Source organism: Fodinicola feengrottensis, assembly GCF_039530045.1.
Classification (GTDB): Bacteria; Actinomycetota; Actinomycetes; order Mycobacteriales; family HKI-0501; genus Fodinicola; species Fodinicola feengrottensis.
Window position 1 is genome coordinate 1 of record NZ_BAAANY010000002.1, and the last position, 21,817, is coordinate 21,817.

Annotated in this window: 22 protein-coding genes; 11 read left to right on the plus strand and 11 right to left on the minus strand. The window is 66.8% G+C overall.

Annotation, left to right across the window (positions count from 1 at the left end; genetic code table 11):
* Positions 1–432: 432 nt before the first annotated feature.
* The 5 genes from galE to ABD301_RS02510 form a co-directional block, all read right to left on the minus strand.
* A complete protein-coding gene (galE, locus tag ABD301_RS02490) occupies positions 433–1,434 on the minus strand; it encodes a UDP-glucose 4-epimerase GalE (RefSeq protein WP_344306735.1) in 1,002 nt (333 codons plus the stop codon).
* A gap of 53 nt (positions 1,435–1,487) precedes the next feature.
* The gene (locus ABD301_RS02495) at positions 1,488–2,837 is read right to left on the minus strand and encodes an alpha/beta hydrolase domain-containing protein (protein ID WP_344306737.1); all 1,350 of its coding nucleotides are present in this window, start codon (positions 2,835–2,837) and stop codon (positions 1,488–1,490) included.
* Positions 2,838–3,090: 253 nt separating this feature from the next.
* A complete protein-coding gene (locus ABD301_RS42270; protein ID WP_425551879.1) occupies positions 3,091–4,110 on the minus strand; it encodes a glycosyltransferase family 4 protein in 1,020 nt (339 codons plus the stop codon).
* A 337-nt stretch (positions 4,111–4,447) separates the two neighbouring features.
* Positions 4,448–5,680, minus strand: coding sequence for an MFS transporter (locus tag ABD301_RS02505; RefSeq protein ID WP_163567533.1), 1,233 nt, complete (start codon positions 5,678–5,680; stop codon positions 4,448–4,450).
* On the minus strand, positions 5,673–6,443 hold the full coding sequence (locus ABD301_RS02510; protein WP_163567532.1) for a DeoR/GlpR family DNA-binding transcription regulator: 771 nt from the start codon (positions 6,441–6,443) through the stop codon (positions 5,673–5,675). Before ABD301_RS02510 ends, ABD301_RS02505 begins: the two co-directional genes overlap by 8 nt.
* A gap of 123 nt (positions 6,444–6,566) precedes the next feature.
* Between ABD301_RS02510 and ABD301_RS02515 the strand changes: the two genes are divergently transcribed.
* From ABD301_RS02515 to ABD301_RS02525, 3 genes are all read left to right on the plus strand, one after another.
* A complete protein-coding gene (locus ABD301_RS02515; protein WP_344306742.1) occupies positions 6,567–8,090 on the plus strand; it encodes a DUF885 family protein in 1,524 nt (507 codons plus the stop codon).
* A gap of 57 nt (positions 8,091–8,147) precedes the next feature.
* Positions 8,148–8,408 carry a hypothetical protein gene (locus ABD301_RS02520; RefSeq protein WP_344306744.1) on the plus strand — a complete coding sequence of 87 codons (261 nt, stop codon included), beginning with the start codon at positions 8,148–8,150 and terminating at the stop codon, positions 8,406–8,408.
* A gap of 93 nt (positions 8,409–8,501) precedes the next feature.
* Positions 8,502–9,788 carry a glycosyltransferase family 4 protein gene (locus tag ABD301_RS02525; protein WP_344306746.1) on the plus strand — a complete coding sequence of 429 codons (1,287 nt, stop codon included), beginning with the start codon at positions 8,502–8,504 and terminating at the stop codon, positions 9,786–9,788.
* A 51-nt stretch (positions 9,789–9,839) separates the two neighbouring features.
* Here the strand turns inward: ABD301_RS02525 and ABD301_RS02530 are convergent, their stop codons facing one another.
* Entirely contained in the window at positions 9,840–10,547 is a 708-nt protein-coding gene (locus ABD301_RS02530) for an acyltransferase (RefSeq protein WP_344306748.1), read from the minus strand.
* A gap of 47 nt (positions 10,548–10,594) precedes the next feature.
* Between ABD301_RS02530 and ABD301_RS02535 the strand changes: the two genes are divergently transcribed.
* From ABD301_RS02535 to ABD301_RS02545, 3 genes are all read left to right on the plus strand, one after another.
* Positions 10,595–11,470: a M55 family metallopeptidase gene (locus ABD301_RS02535; RefSeq protein ID WP_344306750.1), complete on the plus strand. Its 876-nt coding sequence runs from the start codon at positions 10,595–10,597 to the stop codon at positions 11,468–11,470.
* Between the two features lie 83 nt (positions 11,471–11,553).
* Positions 11,554–11,928, plus strand: coding sequence for a cupin domain-containing protein (locus tag ABD301_RS02540; RefSeq protein WP_344306752.1), 375 nt, complete (start codon positions 11,554–11,556; stop codon positions 11,926–11,928).
* A 1-nt stretch (position 11,929) separates the two neighbouring features.
* Complete coding sequence (locus tag ABD301_RS02545) at positions 11,930–12,397, plus strand: MarR family winged helix-turn-helix transcriptional regulator (RefSeq protein WP_344306754.1); 468 nt, start codon at positions 11,930–11,932, stop codon at positions 12,395–12,397.
* A 1-nt stretch (position 12,398) separates the two neighbouring features.
* Here the strand turns inward: ABD301_RS02545 and ABD301_RS02550 are convergent, their stop codons facing one another.
* From ABD301_RS02550 to ABD301_RS02560, 3 genes are read right to left on the minus strand one after another with little or no spacing between them, the layout of a single operon-like run.
* Positions 12,399–13,331: a class I SAM-dependent methyltransferase gene (locus ABD301_RS02550; RefSeq protein WP_344306756.1), complete on the minus strand. Its 933-nt coding sequence runs from the start codon at positions 13,329–13,331 to the stop codon at positions 12,399–12,401.
* Between the two features lie 16 nt (positions 13,332–13,347).
* Positions 13,348–14,127 (minus strand): enoyl-CoA hydratase/isomerase family protein, encoded by a 780-nt coding sequence (locus ABD301_RS02555; RefSeq protein ID WP_344306758.1) that lies wholly within the window; start codon positions 14,125–14,127, stop codon positions 13,348–13,350.
* A gap of 19 nt (positions 14,128–14,146) precedes the next feature.
* A complete protein-coding gene (locus tag ABD301_RS02560) occupies positions 14,147–14,983 on the minus strand; it encodes an ABC transporter ATP-binding protein (RefSeq protein WP_344306760.1) in 837 nt (278 codons plus the stop codon).
* Between the two features lie 179 nt (positions 14,984–15,162).
* Here ABD301_RS02560 and ABD301_RS02565 point away from each other — a divergent pair, with 179 nt between their 5' ends.
* The 4 genes from ABD301_RS02565 to glgX all read left to right on the plus strand — a co-directional run bounded on the left by ABD301_RS02565 (position 15,163) and on the right by glgX (position 19,789).
* Complete coding sequence (locus tag ABD301_RS02565) at positions 15,163–16,344, plus strand: ABC transporter ATP-binding protein (RefSeq protein ID WP_344306762.1); 1,182 nt, start codon at positions 15,163–15,165, stop codon at positions 16,342–16,344.
* Complete coding sequence (locus ABD301_RS02570) at positions 16,345–17,100, plus strand: ABC transporter permease (protein WP_163567528.1); 756 nt, start codon at positions 16,345–16,347, stop codon at positions 17,098–17,100.
* A 177-nt stretch (positions 17,101–17,277) separates the two neighbouring features.
* Positions 17,278–17,598 carry a hypothetical protein gene (locus ABD301_RS02575; RefSeq protein ID WP_163567527.1) on the plus strand — a complete coding sequence of 107 codons (321 nt, stop codon included), beginning with the start codon at positions 17,278–17,280 and terminating at the stop codon, positions 17,596–17,598.
* Between the two features lie 211 nt (positions 17,599–17,809).
* The gene (glgX, locus tag ABD301_RS02580; protein WP_344306765.1) at positions 17,810–19,789 is read left to right on the plus strand and encodes a glycogen debranching protein GlgX; all 1,980 of its coding nucleotides are present in this window, start codon (positions 17,810–17,812) and stop codon (positions 19,787–19,789) included.
* On the opposite strand, the gene ABD301_RS02585 is transcribed toward glgX, so the two are convergent.
* The gene (locus tag ABD301_RS02585; protein ID WP_344306767.1) at positions 19,786–20,352 is read right to left on the minus strand and encodes an SH3 domain-containing protein; all 567 of its coding nucleotides are present in this window, start codon (positions 20,350–20,352) and stop codon (positions 19,786–19,788) included. The two genes, glgX and ABD301_RS02585, sit on opposite strands and share 4 nt — an antisense overlap.
* Positions 20,353–20,361: 9 nt before the next feature.
* Entirely contained in the window at positions 20,362–21,021 is a 660-nt protein-coding gene (locus ABD301_RS02590; RefSeq protein WP_344306769.1) for a hypothetical protein, read from the minus strand.
* A 163-nt stretch (positions 21,022–21,184) separates the two neighbouring features.
* Between ABD301_RS02590 and ABD301_RS02595 the strand changes: the two genes are divergently transcribed.
* A complete protein-coding gene (locus ABD301_RS02595) occupies positions 21,185–21,805 on the plus strand; it encodes a helix-turn-helix domain-containing protein (RefSeq protein ID WP_344306771.1) in 621 nt (206 codons plus the stop codon).
* The last annotated feature ends 12 nt before the right edge of the window (positions 21,806–21,817 follow it).

Here is a 21,817-nt window from a genome sequence, read left to right on the forward strand (position 1 = left end):
CCGGTCGAGTTCTTCCAGCATCTGCAGGGGGACCCAGCTGGGTGGCATGGTGCGCCACGGTTGCTTGTTGGGGTCGGTGAATTCCGGTCGCCGTCGTTTTCTGCTCATGACCCGATTTTACTGGCTGCCATCGACAGTCGGGCTGCCAGTTTTCGTTTCTGTGGATAAGAAACGGACCACCTAAATGCCCCTGTGGAAACCCCTGTTTCAGAGCACGCTCTGGCGTCCGACAGAGGCGGAATATTCGTCGCTCTTCCAGCTCTGCCCGCCACAAACGGTCGCCCCGGCGACAGGCCCATGTTGCGCAGCAACCGTCCGACTAACACTTGACCAGCCGTAGCACCAGCCCATCGGCCACGTCCGGGGAAAGTCCACTACAACACCCCCGCCTTGGTAGATGACCTGTTCCAAGGTGGTCAGTGGTCGGCGGAATTACACCGCTGATTTGTCTCGGATACTGGTGCGTGGCCAGCCGGCCCAGGCTGAGGCGACCATTTCGGAGAGGTCGAACTTGGCTCGCCAGCCAAGTTCGGCTTCGATCCGGGTCACGTCCGCGACCACCTCGGCGGGGTCGCCTGGGCGCCGAGCAACGACGGTTGGTTCGAAGTCGCATCCGGTGATGGTTTTGATCGTGTCGAGCACCTCGAACACGGTGCTGCCGTCGCCGCGACCCACGTTGTACGTCCGTCGGGTAAACCGCTGCTCCAACAGGTCCACTGCCTCGACGTGCGCGGCCGCGAGATCGAGGGCATGGACGTAGTCGCGTACGCACGTGCCGTCGCTGGTCGGCCAGTCATCCCCGAACACCTTCGGTGGTACGTTCTGCTGCAGCGCGGCGAAAACTCTCGGGATGAGGTTGTCGCCACCACGGTCCGCCAGTTGCGCGGTGGCCGCGCCGGCGACGTTGAAATACCGCAGGGAGATATAGCCGATGTCGTGCGCCGTCGACGCGTGGGCGAGGATCTTCTCGCAGTTCAGCTTGGACTCGCCGTACGGATTCTCCGGCCGGCAGTCGGCGTCCTCGGAAACCGGGGAAACGTCAGTGGTGCCATAGACCGCCGCGCTTGAGGAAAGCACGACCCTGCGCACATCGGCCCGGATGGCCGCGTCCAACAACGAGATCATGCCACCCACGTTCTCGTTGTAATAGAAGATCGGGTGGCGAACCGAATCCGGAGCGGACTTTCGTCCGGCCAGATGGACGATGCCGCGGACGTCGTGCTCGCGAATGGTCGACTCGACCAAGGCGGTGTCCAGGACCGATCCCACGACCAGCGGTGTTCCGACCGGAATGCGCTCTGCCACGCCGGTGGACAGGTCGTCCAGGACAACACATTTGTGTCCGGACCGATCCATCGCGTGCAGCACATGTGAGCCGATGTAGCCGGCGCCGCCGGTGAGCAGCCAGGTGGTGCGCCCTGACATCTTTGTCATAGGTAATCCAATGATTGTTGACGGGCATCGCGGAAGACGGTGCAGCGCGACCGTCAGTTGTTGAGCGACATCAAATAGACTATTGACGCTGTTTCCTTGATCTCGGCAGCGTCCGCCTGCAGGATGACCCCGTTCTCAATGGCGGTGTCAGTCGCCGCGTCGAACGCGGTTTGGTACGCGTCCGCGCTTGGATAGATCTCTTTCAACATCGCGGCCGGAAAAGGCGCGGTCAGATCGGTGGGCTCGGGCGGGATGCCGTCCTGTGGACCAACTCCGGTCAGCAACGCGGTCGGCACGTCCACCCACGGTGTCCGAACTCCGCCCACCGCATTGCCGCGCACGTCACGCCGGAGAATGTGCGGTGCGTGCGCGACGGTGGCAAGCCGATCGCCATACGGCAAGGCAACACCATCGCGAAGACAGCGATGGAGGCTGTGAAGCGCGGCGTTGGCCACGTAATGGTGCTGTGGGCCCGAAGTCACGAACTGGTTGAGACCCGGCCCGAACATCTTCGCTCGGCTGGCCAGCGCCGAGATGATATCCGATGGCCGGCGTTGGAGGGGATGGAGCGGGGCCATCGCCTGAAGGTACGCGTCGGATCGCGCCGCTCCGGCGATTTCCCACAGCCGGAAGCATTCCTCGTCCGGCTGCCGGACGGATCCGTACCCAGAACTGGCGACCTCGGTCTCGGTCTGCAGGACGAGCACCGGCACCCGCAGAACATCTGCGAATCGTACGGATCCCGAATCGTCGACGGTATCCGCGCGATGGGGCACTTTGGGCTGCGCGAACGTCGGCCGACAATGCACCAGATATCCGTCGAAGACTTCGGCGATCGGGTCAATTTTGTTGACATAGGTGGTGAGCCGGTGCGCCGACTTCGACATTCCGGCCGCCAGCAGGCGAACCCCTGGCAAGATCGCCCGGATGGCCCGCCCGGCCTGCGAGAACATGTCGTAAGAATATTCGTCGCCGGGATGGTGCAGGCAGGAATACCGCTGGGCGTCCCAGCCTTTTAGCCCGTCCATCACACCGGCGCGCTGCACCGAAACACCGGCCCAGGCGAAACCTCCGCGCACCAGCTCCGGCTGGGTGTATGCCCATTCGTGCGCCGTGTCGACGGAATCGGTGGCATCGAGCCATTCCACCACCGCGGTGCCGTTGAATCGGTCGAACTGTGCCGGGGTCCGAACCAGAATCCGGGTGACGTACGCGGCCTGGGGACCCACGTCGATCTCACTGTCCTCGCCGTGCCGGAACGTCGTCGACACGCCCCGGATTACGTACTCTTCCTCGACATAGCCCATCGCGGCCAGCCGGTCGGCGGACAGCTGTGCTGGACCTGGCGAGAAAGCCTTTCCTTGGTCACCTCGAAAAGGTTCGAGGTCTGGCAGCGGTATCACCGCGGATGTATGTGGAGCGGGAGCCACGCTTATCAGCCTTCCGATGGGCCTGCCTCTGTGAGGTATTGATGCCCAGGTCCGGTTCCCGTCTGAGGTCGCAAGACCAGCCCTGGTGCAAGTAATGACGCATCGGCCGGCATGAAAGGTTGCGCTCGATTCCACATGCGTCCGATATGCAGGGAAAATTTCGCCGGTGCCCTCGATTGTCGGAAATCCGGCGAAGAGGTGACACAGAAGTACGACTCGCGGACCGTCAGTGGGTCGAAGATCCCAGCAGTGACCGGTAAACCGTGACCAGCCGCCGAGTGACGTTTGCGGTGTCCAACCAGGCCAACGCCTCGCGGCCAGTGGAGCGGGTCGGGCTGGTCAGCAGCGGTTCTACCGCGTCCGCCAGGCGGGTAATCAACGTCGCGCGGGATTCGTCGGTTCCCCACGGTTCCGGGAACTTCACCACGGTGCTGGGCGAGGCGTGCGCCAGCGTCTCGGCGGCATCACCAACATCCACGGTGACGACGGGCAAATTCATGGTGGCCGCTTCCTTCACCACCGTCGGCGACGCTTCGGTGCCCTTTCGAGAAGTAAACAACATGACATCCGCGGCGGCGAACTTCGGGACTACCGCGGGCCTGTCCTGTCCCGGCGCGGCCAGCACCAGTTCCTGTGCTGGTACGCCGCGCTCGCGCAGCTCGGCGAGTACATCAGCGAAAACGTCATATCCCTTGACCTGATTGTCCGGGTGACCGCCGAACAAGACCACTCGCGCATCGGGATCTATGCCCAAAGTGGCTCGGGCTTCGGCCCGATCGGTCGGAGTGAAAAGTTCGAAATCCACACCGTTGGCGATGACCGTGGCCTCTGGTTCCTCGGCCGTGACAGCCAATCGGCGTGACACGTAGATCCGTGCCACCGAGCCGGCACCGAGCCGGGTAATCCGCCGCTGTCGTGGCGAGTTGATATCCGACCCGTACAGCGAAAGGATCTTCGGAATACCGGTCACCAGCCGCGCGGCCAGCGCGGTCAGGCCGTAATGGACGTGTACGATGTCGTAACGGCCGGCGCGGGCGCGACGGCGTACCCGAGGCGCGGCCAGCAAATAGTCGACTTTGCCGCGGGCCTGCGCGACCACCTCCACATCCACCTGATGTCCCTGTCTGCGCAGGGCTTCCACCTGTTCGCGTACGAAGACGCCGCGAAAACTGCCACTCTCCGGCCACAGGTTGGTGACCGTCAGAATGCGCAGTGACGGCTGGTGAGATGGCGACAACGCTGTCATGACAACTCCGAATCTTTACTGTACTGGGCGCATCGCCCTTGATGAGCAACCCAGCTAATCCCAGCATAGAGAATGACAGCCGCGGATGAACCGCGTCCTTCAGCAGCGGTTCTTCGCCGTCTGGATGGCATTTGTCATCCAGACGCGATATTCGGACACGCCGGTACGATCCAGCCTTTTCCGCAAAAGACCCAGCACTGATTATCGTACGACCGCAACCTTTCTCGGCCACCATGCGTCTTACCTTCATGCTCACCAGTCGACAACCGCGGACGGAGCGACGAATGCCCTGATTAACCGCTGTAACGCGCGTCCGCATCCGGACTCGCCGGTAAATTCACCCGACCGGCGCGGTTTCGACGGCGGGCCGGCGGGCCGGGCGCAGAATCGGCGCCAGTATGGCCACCACGACCGTGAGCACCACCGGAATTCCCAGCGCCACTGGCAAAGTGACCAGTGACGCGGCAGCGCCGATGGCGACCGGTCCGAGCAGCATGCCGGCGTAGCCGGTGCCGACCACCTGGCCGAGGTCACGGCCGCCCCGGTCGGGATTGCGGTTCGCGGTCGCGGTGAAGACCTGCGGTACGATACTGGCGAGCCCAAAACCGAAGATTCCGAAGCCGATCGCGGCCCCTATCGGCTGGTTGACCAGCAAACCAACGGCCATGCCGGCGGCGCCGAACCCGGCGCTGAGCTGGACCAGCCGGACCGGACCGAGCCACATTGCCAGCCGGTCCCCGATAAACCGGCCCATCGTCATGGTGATGGAGAAGACCGCATAGCCGATCGCCGCTGTGCCGGCCGTCGTGCCCAGGTTTTCGTGCAGGTAGATGGAACTCCAGTCGGCCACCGAACCTTCGGCGAGGAAACAGAACATCGCGAGCAGGCTCAGCACGATCACCGCGAGCGACGGGCCGCGACGCTTGACCGGCAATGCCGACGGGTCCGTACGCGCCGAAGACCCCGTCGCCGGCGGAAGCAGCCAGGCCGGTCCCAGCACGGCGATCACCAGCATCAGTACGGCAGCCGCCGCGAAAGTGGGCAACGCGCCAATCGCCAGCGCGGCCGCCGCACCGCCGAACGCGGAGCCGGCAAATCCGCCGACGCTGTAAATCGCATGAAAAGAAGTCATGATCGGTCGTCCGTACGCGCGCTCGACCTCGACCGCGTGCGCATTCATCCCGACATCGAGGGTGTTGAAGCCGACACCGAAGCAGAAAAGTGCGGCCACCAGCCAAAAGTAGCTGGGCGCGAGGCCGGGGCCCAGGACGACCACGCAGCACAGCACGCCACCCACCAGCACCACCAGTCGGCTGCCGAACCGGTCCACCAGCCGGCCAACGAACGGAATGCAAGCGATAGAGCCAATACCGAAGGCCAGCAGCGCGTAGCTGAGCTGCCCATTGGTCAGCCCCAGCCGCATCTTCACGTCCGGGATCCGGACCGCCCAGGTGGCGGCCAGCATGCCCATCAGGAAGAAGTAGCCAATCACCGCCCACCTTGCCTTGCGCAGCCGGGAATCCACTGCCGGGGCGGCCGGGAAAAGCCGCGCCCGCAACGATTCAGACACGCCGAACCTCCACCCCGGCGGCTTGGAAGTCAGCGATCACGCGCTCCGGGGCGCTCGTGTCGGTGATGAGTACGTCGATCCTGGCCAGCGGGCAGACCTGGCCGAGGGCGGTACGGGCGAATTTGGTGGCGTCCGCGACCGCGATCACCCGCCGGCTGGATTCCAGCGCCGCCTGCTTCACGTCCACGTCGTCGAGGTCGAAGGTGGTCAGGCCGTGCTCGGCGGAAATCCCGCAACAGCCCAGGATCACCGTGTCGAAGCGCAGCGACCGCAGCGCCCGGGTGGTCAGATGCCCGGTGAAGACGAGCTCGCCGGCCCGGACTTCCCCGCCCGGCATCAGCAGGCGTACGCCGCCATGTCCTCCTGCCGGGGCCGACAGCGTGTTCGCCACGTGCAGTCCTAACGGCATCGCGGTGATCCGCCGGCCGATCAGCGCCCGGGCTACCTCGCGGCCGGTCGTACCTCCGTCGACGACGACCGCCTCACCGTCGGTCACCATCGCCGCCGCGGCCGCGCCGATCCGCTTCTTCGCTGCCAGCTCTTCCAGCTCCCGCAGCGCGAACGGTGGCTCGTCGCCACGCGGGAGCAGGCTCACCGCGCCGCCGCGAACCCGCCGCAGCACGCCCTGCGCGGCCAACAGGTCGAGGTCCCGACGAATCGTCATCTCCGAGCACGCGGTCTCCCGGGCCAGGTCGACCACGCTGATCCGCTCGGCGGCCCGCAGGGCCTGGACGATCGTACGCACCCGTTCGTCACTACTCACACGATGATTCGAACACGATTGATGTTCTGAACACAAATCTCTGAACATTTTTTATGTTCGAAACGTCTGATCGAGCGCCCAACTCTGTAGGCCGGCCATATGTACGTCGTCTAGCCTGCGAGGATGACTGATCGACTGCGAGCGGTGACCGAACTCGACCTTGCCACGGCACGGGAGCTGGCCGGCCTGCACGAATATGACGGACGGATCCAGGACCTCTCGGCGGACGGCGTCCAGCGCGCCCTCGCGACCGTCAAAGAGGCGCAGGAGCAGGGAAAACTCGACGATCCGCAAGACGAGGCGCACCTGGCCGCTTTCGAACACAGCGCCCAGGTCGTGTATGGGGACCTGCAGCTGCACCGGCGGTTCCCGCTGCTGCACCAGGCGAACCTGGAGCTGACCGGCTACGAGCGTGACTACGCGCCAACCGCGGACCGTGCACAAGCCCGTGAGCGGCACCTCGCCAGCTGGCCAGATGCGGTCGACATGGCCGTCCGTACGCTCGATCAGGTGCCAGCGCCGGTCGCGCAGGCGTGCCTGGGAGCCGCCCGGGGCGTGGCCGCCGGGCTGGACGCGGATCGGTCCGACATCGAGGCGAAGGCCCTACAAGCGCACGCCCGGTTCGTCGAACACATCGCCGCCGCGGCTGAGCACGGTCCGGCCGACGCGGCGCTCGGCGGCCCGGCTCTGGCCAGCCTCCTGTCGGCCTCCGAAGCGGTCCCGATCGACCTCTCCGAGCTGGGCAAACAGGCCGACGCCGAGCGGGACCGGCTGCGCGAGATGCTGACCGAGGCCTGCGCGCGGCTGCTGCCGGGTGTGTCGGTGGCCGACGCCGTACAGCGGCTCAACGCAGACCACCCGGACGCTGACGGGGTGCTCGACGAGGCCCGCGACCAGACCGAGGAGGTGCTGGCCTGGACAAAGCGGCACGACCTCGCGCCGACCGACGGCGAGTGCCTCGTACGCCCGTCGCCGGAGTCCTACCGGTGGTCCATCGCGTCGCTGTCGCCGGTCGCGCCGTACGAACCAACCAGCCAGACCTTCTACAACATCACTCCGCCGGACGCGTCCTGGCCCGAGGATGAGCAGGAGGGCTGGCTGGAGGTGTTCAGCCGGACCACCCTGCCGGCGATCACCATCCACGAGGTGGCGCCCGGGCACTTCAGCCACTTCCTGGCGATGCGCAGCCTGACCAGCGACGTACGCAAGACCCTGCACAGCAACTCGTTCATCGAGGGCTGGGCGCACTACTGCGAGGAAATGGCGCTGCAGGAGGGTTTCCGGGACGACGACGCCCGCTACGCCGCCGGGGTGGCGATCGAGGGGCTGGTACGAGTGACCCGCCTCGCGATGGCGATCGCGCTGCACACCGGCGCGCTGACGGTGGCCGAGGCGGCCGAGCAGTTCGCCATCAACACCTTCTACGGGACGCCCGGCAACCCCAGCCAGGCCGCCTGGTCGGAGGCCCGCCGCGGCACCTTCGACCCCACTTATGGCCGCTACACATGGGGCAAGCTGGAGATCCTCGCACTGCGGGAGCGGGCCCGTGCGGCCTGGGGCGCCGACTTCGGCCTGCCGCGGTTCCACCGCGAGCTGCTGGCGCTCGGCTCGCCGCCACTCGGCCTGATGGCGTCGCTTATCGCGTGACATAGTCGAACATCGCGCGTTCTTAAGGGTGCCCTTTCGATCACTTTGGAGGCACCCATGAGAATACGCAGGATGGCCCTCGCGCTGGGCATCGCGGCGCTGGCGCTCACGCCAGCCGTCAGCGCGCCGTCGGCGGCGTCCGCGACGACGATCAGCCCGGCGATCTGGGCCGTGGGGCCGTACGCGGACTACTACGACCCCAGGATGTGCTGGGCCGACGGTGACGCGGGCATCGCACAGGGGCGCTGGCGCGAGTACGACTGCCGGCAGCTGCCCGGCATCTACGAGTGGCGCATGTACGTGAACTGGACTATCTAGTTCTGATGACGTGGCCTCGTCACGTACGACTGACGGGGCCACGCCGCCACCCGGTGGTTACTTGCGAGTAAGGGTCTGGCACCATGATCGGCGGTGCGGACTCTGGTGCTCTCCTGGGAATACCCGCCGGCAGTAGTCGGCGGGCTTGGCCGTCACGTGCATGCGCTGTCCGAGGCGATGGCCGCGGCGGGTCACGAGGTCACCGTCATCAGTCGGCACGCGCCCGGTGCCCCGGCCGACGAGATCGTCAACGGCGTACGGGTCATCCGGGTGCCGGACGACCCGCCGCTGTTCGAGTTCAACCCCGAGACGCTGCTGGCCTGGACGATGGCCTTCAACCACGCCGTCACCCGGGCGGCGCTCGCGGTCTGCGACGAGATCCAGCCCGAGGTCGTCCACGCCCACGACTGGCTCGTCGCGCACGCCGCCGCCACCCTCAAACACCACCTCGGGGTGCCGCTGGTCGCCACCATGCACGCCACCGAGGCCGGCCGGCACCAGGGCTGGCTGCCCGGCGACCTGAACCGCTCCATTCATTCGGTCGAATGGTGGCTCACGTACGAGGCCCGCCGGGTGCTGGCCTGCAGCGAATACATGCGCTGGCAGATCACCCAGCTCTTCGAGCTGCCACCGGCCAAAGTGGACACCGTCCCGAACGGTGTTCACCCGCAGGACTGGAAAGTCTCCGCCGCCGCTGTTCGTACGGTCCGCCGCACGTACGGGTCCACATTGGACGCCCCACTCTTGTTGTTCAGCGGCCGACTGGTGTACGAAAAAGGTCTGCAGGACATTCTCGCCGCCCTCCCCCGGCTGCGCCGCCGGCACCCGGGACTGCGGTTGGTGGTCGCCGGCGACGGCCCGTACGGCGACGAACTGCGTGCCCAGGCCCGCCGGCTCCGGCTCGGGAAATCCGTACAGTGGCTGGGTTTCGTCCCCGGCCGACAACTCGCTTCGCTCGCCGCCGCCGCCGACTGCGCGCTGGTGCCGAGCATTTATGAGCCTTTCGGCATGGTCGCCCTGGAAGCCGCCGCCGCCGGCGCCACCCTCGTGCTCTCGGACACCGGCGGATTGGCTGAGCTGGCCAAAAACGGCGTCTCCGCGCTGCAAGTGCCAGCTGGCAGCCCGGCCGCGATCGCCGACGCCGTCAGTCGACTGTTGCGCGACGAGGTGTTGTCCCGGCGACTCTCCCGACAGGCCCGCGCGGTGGCGACGCGGGACTACGCCTGGCCGCGGATCGCCGAGCAGGTCATCGAAACGTACGAACAAGCCGTCATCGAGGAACGCGAACTCGCCGCCGCCCTTCGTCGCACCGGCCGAGCCCCCACTCCCCTGCGCATCGTGGTCCCCGACGGAAATCTCCTCGCCGACGGCACCGACTGATTTCCCACCGAGTGCGGGACTTTATCCGACGGTCGGCGCTGGTCCGGCGGATTACCGATCGGCGGCGCGCAGCTCGCTGACGGCTTCGGCCTGTTTGCGGGCCATGTCGGCGACATCGGCGCGTTGTTGGGCAGCGAGGTCCCAGGCCTGCGCGATGTCCTTGACCACCCGGCCCGGCACGCCGGCGACCACGCTCGCCGCCGGTACGGTGCCCTTGACCACGGTGTGGGCGGCGAAAACGCAGTTAGGGCCGGTGCTGGCGCCGCGCAGCACGGTGACTTTCACGCCGAGCCAGCTGCCCGGGCCGATCCGGACCGGCGACTTCGCCAGGCCCTGGTCCTTGATCGGCACCGACGGATCGGCGTAGACGTGGTCGAAATCCGTCACGTACACCCAGTCGGCGATCAGCGTACCGGCGCCGAACTCCACGTCGACGTAGCAGTTGATGGTGTTCTCACTGCCGAAAACGCACTTGTCGCCGATCCGCATGGTGCCCTCGTGGGCCCGGAACTTGGTGCCCGATCCGATGTGCACCCAGCGGCCCACCACGATCCGGCCATAGCCGCGGCGGACCTCGAACCGCACCTTCTTTCCCAGGAAAACCATGCCTTCCAGGACGATGTCCCGACGGGTCAGGGTGAGGCGGGCGAGGCGCAGGTAGCGGATCAAATACCACGGGGTCCAGGCGCGGTTGCGGATCACCCAGCGCAGCGACGCGAGGGTGAGAAACCTGGCCTGCCGCGGATCTCGCCGTCCCACCTCGCGCACGCTACCGGACCACCCGGCGAGCCAGCGCGCTGGCAGGCATGATGGGACTTTGCCGGGAGACCGAAGGCGGATACGTGAAGGTCTATGTCAGTGCGGACATGGAGGGCGTCACCGGGCTGGTTGACTTCCACGACGTACAGCCCACCGGCCGGGACTACGAGGCCGGCCGGGTGATGATGACCGAGGACGTGAACGCGGCCGTCAGCGGAGCCCTGGAAGGCGGCGCCACCGAGGTTCTCGTCAACGACGCGCACGGCCCGATGCGGAGCCTGCTGCCGGATCGACTGCACCCGGTCGCGGAGTTGGTACGCGGCAAGGCGAAACCGATGAGCATGTTGGAAGGCCTGGACGCGGGTTTCGAGGCGGTGCTGTGCATCGGCTTTCACACCCGGTCCGGCGCGCTCGGCGTGCTGAGCCACAGTTTCATGGGCCACGAGATTGAGGACATGTGGCTCGACGACCGGCCGGTCGGCGAGATCGGCATGGTGTACGCGACCGCCGCCGCCCTCGGCGTACCGGTCATCCTGCTCTCCGGCGACGACGCGGCCTGCGCGGAAATGGCCGAGTGGAACGCGAAAGTCGCGACCGTGCCGGTGAAATGGGCGATCGACCGGTTCGCCGCGAAACTGCGCCCGGCCGTCCAGGCGCGGGAGGCGATCCGGACCGGCGCTCGCGATGCCGTGCGACGTGCGAAGAACAAGGGCGGCAAGGTCAAGCCGGTGCCGGGCACGGCGACTCTCGCGGTCCGCTGGCAGTCCGCGTCGGTGGCGTCCCACCTGCTCGGCATTCCCGGAGTGACGGCACGGGACGGCCGTACGATCCAGACCACCGCTGCCATGCCGGACCTTTTCCGGCAGTTCGCGCTGTTTATGCGGATCGCGTCCACTCTCACCCACCAGCCGCCCTATTGCTAGTCCGTCAACTAGGTTGACTATCCGGCGAGGATCGATGCATACTCCTGGAGTTCGTCAACCACATTGACCATTGGAGTCAAGCAATGCCCGTCATTCCCGCCCCCGAAAAACCGACCCACGAGTTGCCCGGCACCAAGTTCACCTCGCTGGCCACCCCGAGCCGCGGCTCCACCCACCTGAGCGTCTGGCAGGTGGAAATCGAGCCGGGCCCCGAAGCGGCCCCGCACGAGGTCACTCTCGAAGAGGTTTTCGTGATACTCAACGGCAAAGCGTCCGTTGTCCTTGGCGACCGGACGTTCTCGGCCGGCGCCGGCGACGCGATCGTGGTGCCGCCGGACACGCCGTTCGCGATTTCCAACGCCGGGCAGGAGACCCTGCGTACGATCTGCTGCATGCCAGTTGGTGGTCAGGCCCGGATGGCCGACAGTCCGGCCTTTACCCCGCCCTGGGCCGAATAACATGAGCGAGGCCGCCGAGACGGTCCCACTGGCCAGGCTTTTCGCGATGGCCTATGGGCACCTGATCGACGGCCTGCACGCTCGGCTCGCCGAGCAGGGCTGGCACGACGTACGGCCGGCGTTCGGATTTATCCTGCTGGCCGTGCGTTCCGGCCCGATCACCGCGACCGAGATCGCCGCGCTGATGGGCACGACCAAGCAGGCCGCGTCCAAGCTGGTGACCGCGATGGACGAGGCCGGCTATGTCCAGCACACCGTCCATCCGGGCGACAGCAGGGCGAAACTCGTCGGCCTCACGCGCCGCGGCCAGCGCTTACTCGCCGCGGTGGACCAGATCTACCGCGACCTGGAGGCCGAATGGGCCAAAACTCTCGGCGCCACCCGGATCGAACACCTCCGGGCCGACCTCACCACAGTTTTGCGCGCCACCCACCAAGGACAACTCCCACCCGTACGCCCAACCCCCTGACCTACAGCGGTTTGGTGCCGGTGATGAGGAGGTTGTAGAACAGTTCCTTCGGGATCACCTGGCTGAAGACGTGCTTGTCGACGGCGGACAGGGCGAGCCAGCCCTTGTACGCGAACATGGCCCAGTTCCAGCCGAGTTTTCCGGACGGCACCGCACATTCGAACGTACGCACCGGCCAGCCGAACCAGGCGGCGGTGAATTCCTCTGTCTTCACCGAAACATCCTGCGCCCCGGCGCGGACGGCCCGGACAGCCAAGGAATGCGGGTCAAAGGTGTGCAGGTCGACGACTGCCTCCAGGGCCGCCGCCTCGCTGGAGGCATCCAGCTCCTGTTGCGGCCGGCGCCAGTCCGCCAGCACCGGCAGCCTGGTCGCGTTGGTGGTCGCCCACCAGGTCAGCTGGGAGAGCTTGCGGGCGATCACATCGCCGTATTTTGTGGGTTCTCCGGCGAAAACGAACCGGCCGCCGGGCTTGAGCACCCGCAGCACCTCGGCGAAAGCCTGGTCCACATCCGGGATGTGGTGCAGCACCGCGTGTCCGACGACCAGGTCAACCGAGGAGTCCTCGACCGGGATGGTCTCCGCGTCGGCCACCCGGCCGGTCACGTCGAAACCGAGTTCCTTGGCGTTGCGGGTGGCGACCTCGACCATGCCGGGCGAGATGTCGGTGACGATCCCGGAGGTGGCGACCCCGGCACGCATCAGGTTCAGCAGGAAGAATCCCGTGCCGCTGCCGATTTCCAGGGCCGTCTCGTACGGCCAGCCGTCCTCGCCGGCGATGCTGGTGAACCGCTCCTTCGCATAAACCGTGCAGCGGTCGTCGAACGAGATCGACCATTTCTCGTCGTAGGTGGTCGCTTCCCAGTCGTGGTAGAGGATGTTCGCCTGCTTCGGATCGTGCCGAGCGGCTTCGACCTCTTCTTTGGTGACTGCCATGCGGATTTCTCTTCCTCTACTGGCCGGTGAAAGTGGCCTTGCCCGGCCCGTTCTCCACAAAGGACTCCATGCCGGCGGTTCGGTCCTGAGTGGCAAAGGTGGTCGCGAAGAGCTGGCTTTCCAGCGCCAGCCCGGAAGTCAGGTCGACCTCGATGCCACCGTCGATCGCCGCCTTCGCGGCCCGCAGCGCCAGCGAGGCCGCGCCCACGTACGGCCGGACCATCGCGACGGCCGCCTCGTACACGTCGTCCGGCGCGACGATTTTATCCAGCAGCCCCAACGAAAGTGCCTCATCGGCGGCCACGAACCGACCGGAGAAGACCAGGTCTTTCGCCTTCGCCGGGCCGATCAGCCGGGTCAGCCGCTGGGTGCCACCGGCACCCGGGATGATGCCCAGCAGGATCTCCGGCTGGCCGACCTTGACGTTGTCGCCGGCCACCCGAAAGTCCGCGCACAGCGCCAGTTCGTGCCCGCCGCCGAGCGCATAGCCGGTGATCGCGGCAACGACTGGCTTCGGGATTTTGGCGACCGCCACGAAAGACGCCTGCAGCCGGTGCGCTCGTACGGACATATACGCGTACGAGCGGGTCTTCATTTCCTTGATGTCCGCGCCGGCCGCGAAAACCTTCGGTCCGCCGTAAATCACCACCGCGCTGATGTCTTCGCGCGCGGACGCCTCGGTGGCGATCTCGGCCAGCTCGTCCTGCATCTGCTCGTTGAGCGCGTTCATCGGCGGCCGGTCCAGCCGGATCGTGCCGATGCCGTCGCTGACCTCAAGCCGTACGAACTCGCCCATCAAGCCTCCCAAACGTCAGTTAACTAGCGGCCCGCGCGGTGTAGCGGTCGCCGGCCGGGGTCACCTGGCGATCCAGCGTCAGCGGCATCCCGAACGTCTTGGACAGGTTGTCCGCGGTGATCACGTCCGGCGTCAGCCCCGCCGCGACCGCCTGCCCGTCAGCCAGCAGCAGGGCGTGCGTGAAGCCCGGCGGGATTTCCTCGACATGGTGGGTGACCAGCACCAACGCAGGTGCGTCCGGGTCGGCGGCGAGCTGCGAGAGGCGGCGTACAAGATCCTCCCGGCCACCCAGGTCCAGCCCGGCGGCCGGTTCGTCCAGCAGCAGCATCTCCGGGTCGGTCATCAGCGAGCGGGCGATCTGGACGCGCTTGCGCTCGCCCTCGGACAGCGTCCCGTACGTCCGGTGGGCAAGCTGACCGACGCCGAATGCCTCCAGCAGCTCGCGAGCCCGGGTCACGTCCATCTCGTCGTACGTCTCGGTGAACCGCCCGACGACGCCCCACGCGGCAGTCAGCACCACGTCGAGCACCCGCTCGGAGGCCGGCACCCGGCCGGAAACCTGCGAGGTGGTGAGCCCGATCCGCGGCCGCAACTCGAACACGTCCACCGCGCCCAGGCGCTCGCCCAGCACGTACGCGCGGCCGCTGCTCGGGTGCATCTGCGCGGCCGCGACCTGCAGCAAGGTGGTTTTGCCAGCGCCGTTGGGGCCGAGCACGACCCAGCGCTCGTCCAGCTCGACCTGCCAGCTCAGCGCGTCGAGCAGGACGCTGTCGCCGCGCCGGATGGTCACCCGGTCTAGCGCGATCACAGCGTCCGGACTGGGGTCGTGTTCAGGCACGTCACCATCCAACAACATCAGTGTTGCCGGACCGCCCTGGGGTCCGGGACCCAGACGCGACTTGCGCCCCAGAGGACAACCTCTTTAACACCACTTGGACGGTTTTCTCCCAGGCCGACTATGGTGGTCCCGACACCGGGTGTGGTGTCTCCGCGACAGGGGGTGGTTCTGTCGTGGGTGCAGGAGGGGGAAGCGTCATGGCTTCGGGGTCTTTGATGGCCGGGCTGCCCGGAGTGGCTTCCGGGGTGCCCGCGATCGAGGTCAGCGGGCTGCACAAGGAGTTCCGCGGGTTGCGCGGCGGCCGCCGGGTGGCGCTGCACGACATGAACATGTTGGTGGAGGCCGGGACCGTACACGGGTTCCTCGGGCCCAACGGTGCCGGCAAGACGACGACGATCCGGTCCCTGCTCGGGCTGATCCGGCCGGACGCCGGTGAGATGAACATCTTCGGCCACGAGGTGCCCCGCGACCTGCGATCGGTGATCCAGAACATCGGCACGGTCGTGGAGGGCGCGCAGTTCTTCGGCAACTTCTCGGCCCGGCGGAACCTGCGGATGCTGGCCACCCTCGCCAAGGTGCGCAGCACCCGGGTGGACGAGGTGCTGGAGCTGGTCGGTCTGCGGGATCGGGCCGGCGACAAGGTGAAGGGCTTCTCGCTCGGCATGCGCCAGCGCCTCGCGATCGGCGCGACGCTGCTGAAGGAGCCGTTGCTGCTGATCCTGGACGAGCCGAACAACGGGCTGGACCCGGCCGGGATCCGGGAGATCCGGGATCTGATGCGGGCGCTGGGCGACGGCGGCGTGACCGTGCTGCTGTCCTCCCACCAGCTGCTGGAGGTCCAGCAGGTCTGCGACAGCGTCTCCATCGTCGCGCACGGCCGGCACGTGGTCACCGGGCCGGTCAGTGACGTGCTGGCGACCGCGGCGCGCGGCGAGGTGCTGGTACGGGTCGATGAGCCGCAGACCGCGGCGGGGCTGCTCCGGGACGCCGGGATGACGGTCACCACTCGGCCGGACCACCTGATCGTCACCGATGTCGACGATCCGGCGCGGATCACCCAACTGCTGGCGAGGCGCCGGTTGTACGTGTCCGAGCTGACCCCACTGGAGCCGGATTTAGAGGACGTGTTTTTGGAGCTCACCGGCACCGCGCCGGGTGCCACCGAGGCCGAGGGCGAGCTGGCCAGGGGCAACGAGGGTCTGCCCAGCTATGCCCCCCAGCATGCCCCCACTCCGGCGCTGCCTGGCCGGCACGCGGCGCCGGACGAACCCCAGCCGGTGATGGCCGGGGATGTCCCCGGGATGGATTTGCGCGATGAGGCGAACGATCTGTTGGACCAGACGATCGGCGCACCGCCGCCGTTCCGGGGTGAGGCGTAGATGCGACTCGTACGGGTAGAGATTCGCCGGCTGTTCGCCCGCCGGCTCACGTGGGCGTCGGTCGTGGTGGTGTTGGTGCTGGTAGGGCTGTTGGTGGGCGCCAACGCGTACAACGCCCGCGGCCACTACTTCTTCAGCGCCTCCGCACCGATCCTGATCCGGATCTGCGCCGCGCTGTTCGCGATGGTCGCGTTGGTGATCGGCGCGAGCTTCATCGGCGCCGAGTGGACACAGGGCTCGATGGCCTCGCTGCTCACCTGGGAACCACGCCGGCTGCGGGTTTTCGGCAGCAAACTGCTCGGGCTCTGGCTGGGCAGCATCGCGATCGGGCTGCTGGTCTTCGGGCTGGCGCTGGCCATCAACTACCTGGCCGCCCGCCGGTTCGGGCAGATCGGGCCGATGCCCGCGGTCCTGCAGCATGAGCTGCTGATGAGCACCGGGCGCGGCATCGCGTTGGCGCTGGTCGGCGGCGCGGTCGGCTTCGCCATCGCGTACGCGACCCGGCTGTCGTCGGCCGCCCTCGGTGTCGGCCTCGGCTACGCCGTGGTCGGCGAGATCGGCGTACGGCTGGTCGACCCGCATGCCGAGCGGTGGCTGGTCTCCAACAACGTGACCGCCTGGCTGAACAACGGCACCTCGATCGCCGGCTCGACGTCCCCGCTCACGGTCTGGCAGGGCGGCATCTACCTCGGCGCCATCGCGCTGGCCCTGCTCATCGTTTCTGCCGCTCTGTTCGCCCGCCGCGACGTCACGTAACTACCCCACCCGCGCACCGTTTCAGTCGGGCGAGCTCCTTACCGTCGAACCAAATGATGATTGTCATGCACTATTTATGGCAATTGCATCTGGTGCGCCCCGCTATGGACCACGAAAGATGACCCGGCGTGCCCGAAAAGTTCGGGCGTAGGTCCGACCTTGGAAAGGTAGCTACCTATGCGCAAAATCCTTGCCGCCTGCCTCCTCGCGGGAAGCGCGGTCGCGCTGGCGACGGCGATGGCGTCGCCAGCTCAGGCATCGACATCCTCTGTGGTACGGCCCGCTGATCTGGCTTGCTCGGACTACAACGACGCGCATGGCACCGCGTATGCGGTCAAATGCAGCTCGCTGCCGCCGGGTTATACGCAGTACGCGGCCGTTGCTTACTGCTCAGACGGCAGCGTGCAAGTCGGCGACTGGGTTGGTCTGAACACCTGGTCGGAAGCCTACTGTTCAGGCACGTCCATCCTCGACCACGGATACGTCGGCACCCGCTGAACGACAGCGGAAACAGACCGTTCCCGAGCTAACGCAGAACCGCTGGGCGCGTCCGCGCTCGGCGGTTCCGCGGCTGCGCAGCGGGAAGTGCCGGCGACCCAGAGTTATCTCTTGGGCGAAGTCGCTGGGAGTGTCGGGGGTAGGCATTAGAGTGCGGGGTGTGGATCTTGTCCGGGAGCAGTCGAGCAGCCGCCGGGCCGGGTTCTAGCGGATGGCGGTCCGGATCACCGGGCCCGGCGATCCGGGCATTCTGGGCGCGCGCCTACAGCCTGGCCGGCGCAAACGCCGTGCGACCGTCTCGGTGCACAGTTCGGCGGCAGACGCGGTTGACCTGTGTGTCTTCGACCGGCACACCGGCGAGCAGCGACTGCCGTTGCAGCGCTCCGGAGATCGCTGGCACGCCGAGGTCTCCGGCGTACGTCCTGGCACTCGTTACGGCTTTCGCGTCACCGGTCCGTACGACCCGAGCCGTGGCCTGTTCTGCGACCCGGGTCACCTGCTGATCGATCCGTACGCCCGGGCGATCGCCGTCGACCCGCTGATTTCGTTGCTGGTGCCCGAACCAGCCCCGCTGGCCGACCCAGGGCACGCCCGGGTGAGCTGGTCGGACACGATCATCTACGAGATGCACGTCGGCGGTTTCACTCGCCGACACCCGGATGTGCCCAAGCGACTGCGCGGCACGTACGCGGGTCTTGCCCACCCCGCCGCGATCGCGCACCTCACCCGGCTCGGAGTGTCCACTGTGGAGCTGCTCCCAGTGCACGCCCGGATGACCGAGCCGTCGGTGGCCAGTCGCGGGCTGACGAACTACTGGGGTTACAACACTGTTGGTTTTTTCGCGCCAGATCCCCGATTCGCGGCCACCGACGACCCGGTCACCGAGTTTCGCCAGATGGTTGGCGCACTGCACAACGCTGGCCTTGAGGTCATTCTCGACGTGGTCTACAACCACACCGCCGAAGGCACCCCGGACGGTCCGACGCTGAGTTGGCGCGGGCTCGACAATCCCGCCTATTACCGGCTCAATTCCCACGATCGCCGGCAATACTGGGATGTCACCGGTTGCGGCAACACTTTGGACGTACGCCAGCACGTCGTGCAGGATCTGGTGCTGGACTCGCTGCGACACTGGGTCACCGTGATGGGCGTCGACGGTTTCCGTTTCGACCTGGCCACCGTGCTCGGCCGGGTCGACGGCGACGCTTTCGATCCGGAGTCACCATTGTTGCGCGCGATCGGCAGCGATCCGGTGCTCAGCAAGACAAAACTCATCGCCGAGCCGTGGGACCTGGGCCCGGACGGCTATCGGGTGACCGGTTTCTCGGCCGGCTGGGCGGAGTGGAACGACCGCTATCGCAACAGTTTCCGGGAGTTCTGGCTGGGAAACAGCGGTGTCGGTGAACTCGGCACCCGACTCTGCGGCTCCACCGATCTTTACCGCCACCGCACGCCTTACACCTCGGTCAACTTCGTCACCGCGCACGACGGCTTCGCCCTCGCCGATCTGGTTTCCTATTCGGCCAAGCACAACGAGGCCAACGGCGAGAACAACAACGACGGCAGCAACGACAATCGGTCGGCGAACTTCGGCGTCGAAGGTCCCACTGATGATCCGTCGATCCTCGCAGTTCGGCGCCGGAGCGTACGAAATCTACTGGCGACCACGATCTTGTCCGTCGGCGTCCCGATGTTGTCGCACGGCGACGAACTTGGGCGTACTCAGCAAGGAAACAACAACGCCTATTGCCAGGACAACGAGATCAGCTGGATCGACTGGGCGAACGCCGACGACGACCTGCTCACCTTCGTACGAGCCGTGATCGGCGTTCGCCGGAGCATCGCGGCCTTCCGGCCGACCGCGTTCTACACTGGCGAGGGCGACCTTCCGGACGCCTGCTGGTTCCGTCCGGACGGCCAGCGGATGACCTCCGATGACTGGCACCGACCGGAAAACCGGACCGTCGGCATGTACGTACGGGACGACACCGACGACACCACGACCGGCTATCTGTTCTGGCTGCACGGCGGCGACGAGGACGTGTTGGCCCATCTTCCCACCGGTCCGTACGGAAATTCGTACGAGCTGCTGCTCACCACCACCGACCACGACCCCGAAGTCACCGACGCGGTCCTTCTGCCGGCCCGCTCCGCCGTACTCCTGCGGGCGGTTGCCCCACCGACGCGCTAACTGCAGGTGGAGCCGTCGTTCACGTGTTTGCCGAGGTTCGAGGTCTGAATCCAGACGTCGTTGTACGGGGCCGGGAACGGGCTCTGGTCGGTCATCACGTGGCCCCAGGCGTAGCCGCGCGCCCAACCGCTGTCTCGGTACTCGTACACGCTGAAGGTCTGGCCGAGGTCCAGCTGCGTCCATGCCTGCCCCGCCGGATAGTTGCGGATGTAGCCGTTGGGTACGTCGACGCAGCGCCGGTCACCCGAGACCGCTGGGGCCGCCACGATCGCCTGTTTCGCCGCACTGCAAAGCTTGTCGGACAGTACGTACCCGGAAACGCCGTTGTAGTTGCGAACTCCGAAGTCCCAACCGCCGTCTTGGTGGTACACCTGGAAATGCGCGCCCCGTGGCAGCGCGTCGAGCCGGGCCGAGCCGGTGTCCTCGTACTGGTAGATGTAAGCGGTGTCCGCGTGGCAGATGACCGCGTCAAAACCGTGTTGGTCGGCGTTCGCCGCGACACTGCCGGTCAGTAGCAGGCCGGCGGTGGCGAAAAACATTACGGCTACTCGAAAAAAGCGCATGGCTCCTCCTCAGTCGTTGTCGTTGTAGAGGGCGGTCGGCCGCTGGACGCAGCCGATCGGCAGGAATCCCCAGCCCAGGTTCGGGTCGCGGACGACCACCGCGGCGCCGTCGTTGGTGGTGAACCGGTAGAAGACAGTGCTCGCGGCGTTGCCGGCCGGGTTCGCCCAGTGGCCGCCGTTCGAGCTGTAGTCGGTGCCGACGAAGTAGTTGAACTGGACCACGCAACCGGTGTTGGCCGCTGCCGCGGTGCCGTCGCCGGTGGCGTGCGCCGGCTGGTTGTAGTCCTTGCCGACCGTACGGCGATGCGAGATGGCGTTCTGGGTGGTCGTCGAGCAGGTGTCCGCGGTGTCCCCGAGGCTGCCGCCGAGCGACCCGGGCATCACCCAGCCGCACATGTCGACGGTCGTGGACGCGCGGCCGAAATGCCAGTTGCCCGATGACGTGACCTCGTCGTCGAAGACCGAGCCGGCCATCGCCCGGCCAACGTAGTAGCCACTGGGCTTGTTGACGATCCAGCTGCCGCCGCCGAGCACCGGCTGACCGGTGCTCGGCGAGTTGGCGGTCTGGATCACGTGGACGTGACCGGCGGTGGCCGGCGCTTGGACGACCAACCCGGCCGCGGCCGCGGTGGCCAGGACAAACACCAGGTTGCGACGGGTACGAGCCATCATTCCTCCCTCTCTGTGACTGTGTGTCGGGTTCTGAAACGCTGTTCTTCCGGTGGATGTCGGAAAGTTCTCCCAGCCGGCGGTTGTCCGGCTAGAGTCCCGGACGGACTCGGTGGGGGCCGGACATAACCGGATATGGGATTCGCGAGCAAGAGGCGGACCGATGAAGTCAACTGACGACAAACAGGCCGATGGGGCGGACGCCATCTGCGCTCAGCTGGCCGCGGACCTACGGGAGTTGCGGCGCGCCGCCGGCTCGCCGAGCTATGTCGAACTCGCCCGCAAGACCGGCGTGCCACGCAGCACCCTGCACGACGGGCTGACCGGCCGCCGGCTGCCGAGCCTGGAGACGACCCTCGCGGTGGCCGCCGTCTGCGGCGGCGACTCGGTCGAGTGGAAACGCCGCTGGGTCGCCGCGCGCGCCTCGATGGAGGAACCGACGCGTACGCCCGCCGAAGAACCAAACGTTCCCCACCGACGCCGGTGGGCGCTGGTGATCGCGGGCATCCTGGTGCTGGTCGCGGTTGGGGTCACCGCGGCCGTGTTCGTCCGCTCCTCGGCGGCCTGCTCGCCCGTACGCGAATACCGGATCGACGCCGCCGGCGCGGTTCTGAGCGGCACCGGCGCGACGATCGGCGCCGTCGTGGCCGGCGACACCTTCGACGTCACCAGCCTCGCCCACGACCGCTATCCGCATCGCTATCTCGGCACCGTCCGGCGGACTCGGGTCCACGGCTATGTGGACGAGGCAAAACTCACGTTCGTACGCGAAACCTGCAGCTGAAACCCGTGAGCG

Excerpts from the sequence above, each read along its gene's own strand:
- ABD301_RS02545 (WP_344306754.1), top strand. The coding sequence starts at position 11,930 with ATGAGCGAGGCCGCCGAGACGGTCCCACTGGCCAGGCTTTTCGCGATG.
- ABD301_RS02555 (WP_344306758.1), bottom strand. The coding sequence starts at position 14,127 with ATGGGCGAGTTCGTACGGCTTGAGGTCAGCGACGGCATCGGCACGATC.
- ABD301_RS42270 (WP_425551879.1), bottom strand. The coding sequence starts at position 4,110 with ATGACAGCGTTGTCGCCATCTCACCAGCCGTCACTGCGCATTCTGACG.
- ABD301_RS02535 (WP_344306750.1), top strand. The coding sequence starts at position 10,595 with ATGATGGGACTTTGCCGGGAGACCGAAGGCGGATACGTGAAGGTCTAT.
- ABD301_RS02560 (WP_344306760.1), bottom strand. The coding sequence starts at position 14,983 with ATGTTGTTGGATGGTGACGTGCCTGAACACGACCCCAGTCCGGACGCT.
- ABD301_RS02590 (WP_344306769.1), bottom strand. The coding sequence starts at position 21,021 with ATGGCTCGTACCCGTCGCAACCTGGTGTTTGTCCTGGCCACCGCGGCC.
- glgX (WP_344306765.1), top strand. The coding sequence starts at position 17,810 with ATGGCGGTCCGGATCACCGGGCCCGGCGATCCGGGCATTCTGGGCGCG.
- galE (WP_344306735.1), bottom strand. The coding sequence starts at position 1,434 with ATGACAAAGATGTCAGGGCGCACCACCTGGCTGCTCACCGGCGGCGCC.
- ABD301_RS02515 (WP_344306742.1), top strand. The coding sequence starts at position 6,567 with ATGACTGATCGACTGCGAGCGGTGACCGAACTCGACCTTGCCACGGCA.
- ABD301_RS02570 (WP_163567528.1), top strand. The coding sequence starts at position 16,345 with ATGCGACTCGTACGGGTAGAGATTCGCCGGCTGTTCGCCCGCCGGCTC.
- ABD301_RS02595 (WP_344306771.1), top strand. The coding sequence starts at position 21,185 with ATGAAGTCAACTGACGACAAACAGGCCGATGGGGCGGACGCCATCTGC.
- ABD301_RS02575 (WP_163567527.1), top strand. The coding sequence starts at position 17,278 with ATGCGCAAAATCCTTGCCGCCTGCCTCCTCGCGGGAAGCGCGGTCGCG.
- ABD301_RS02520 (WP_344306744.1), top strand. The coding sequence starts at position 8,148 with ATGAGAATACGCAGGATGGCCCTCGCGCTGGGCATCGCGGCGCTGGCG.
- ABD301_RS02550 (WP_344306756.1), bottom strand. The coding sequence starts at position 13,331 with ATGGCAGTCACCAAAGAAGAGGTCGAAGCCGCTCGGCACGATCCGAAG.
- ABD301_RS02565 (WP_344306762.1), top strand. The coding sequence starts at position 15,163 with ATGGCTTCGGGGTCTTTGATGGCCGGGCTGCCCGGAGTGGCTTCCGGG.
- ABD301_RS02585 (WP_344306767.1), bottom strand. The coding sequence starts at position 20,352 with ATGCGCTTTTTTCGAGTAGCCGTAATGTTTTTCGCCACCGCCGGCCTG.
- ABD301_RS02540 (WP_344306752.1), top strand. The coding sequence starts at position 11,554 with ATGCCCGTCATTCCCGCCCCCGAAAAACCGACCCACGAGTTGCCCGGC.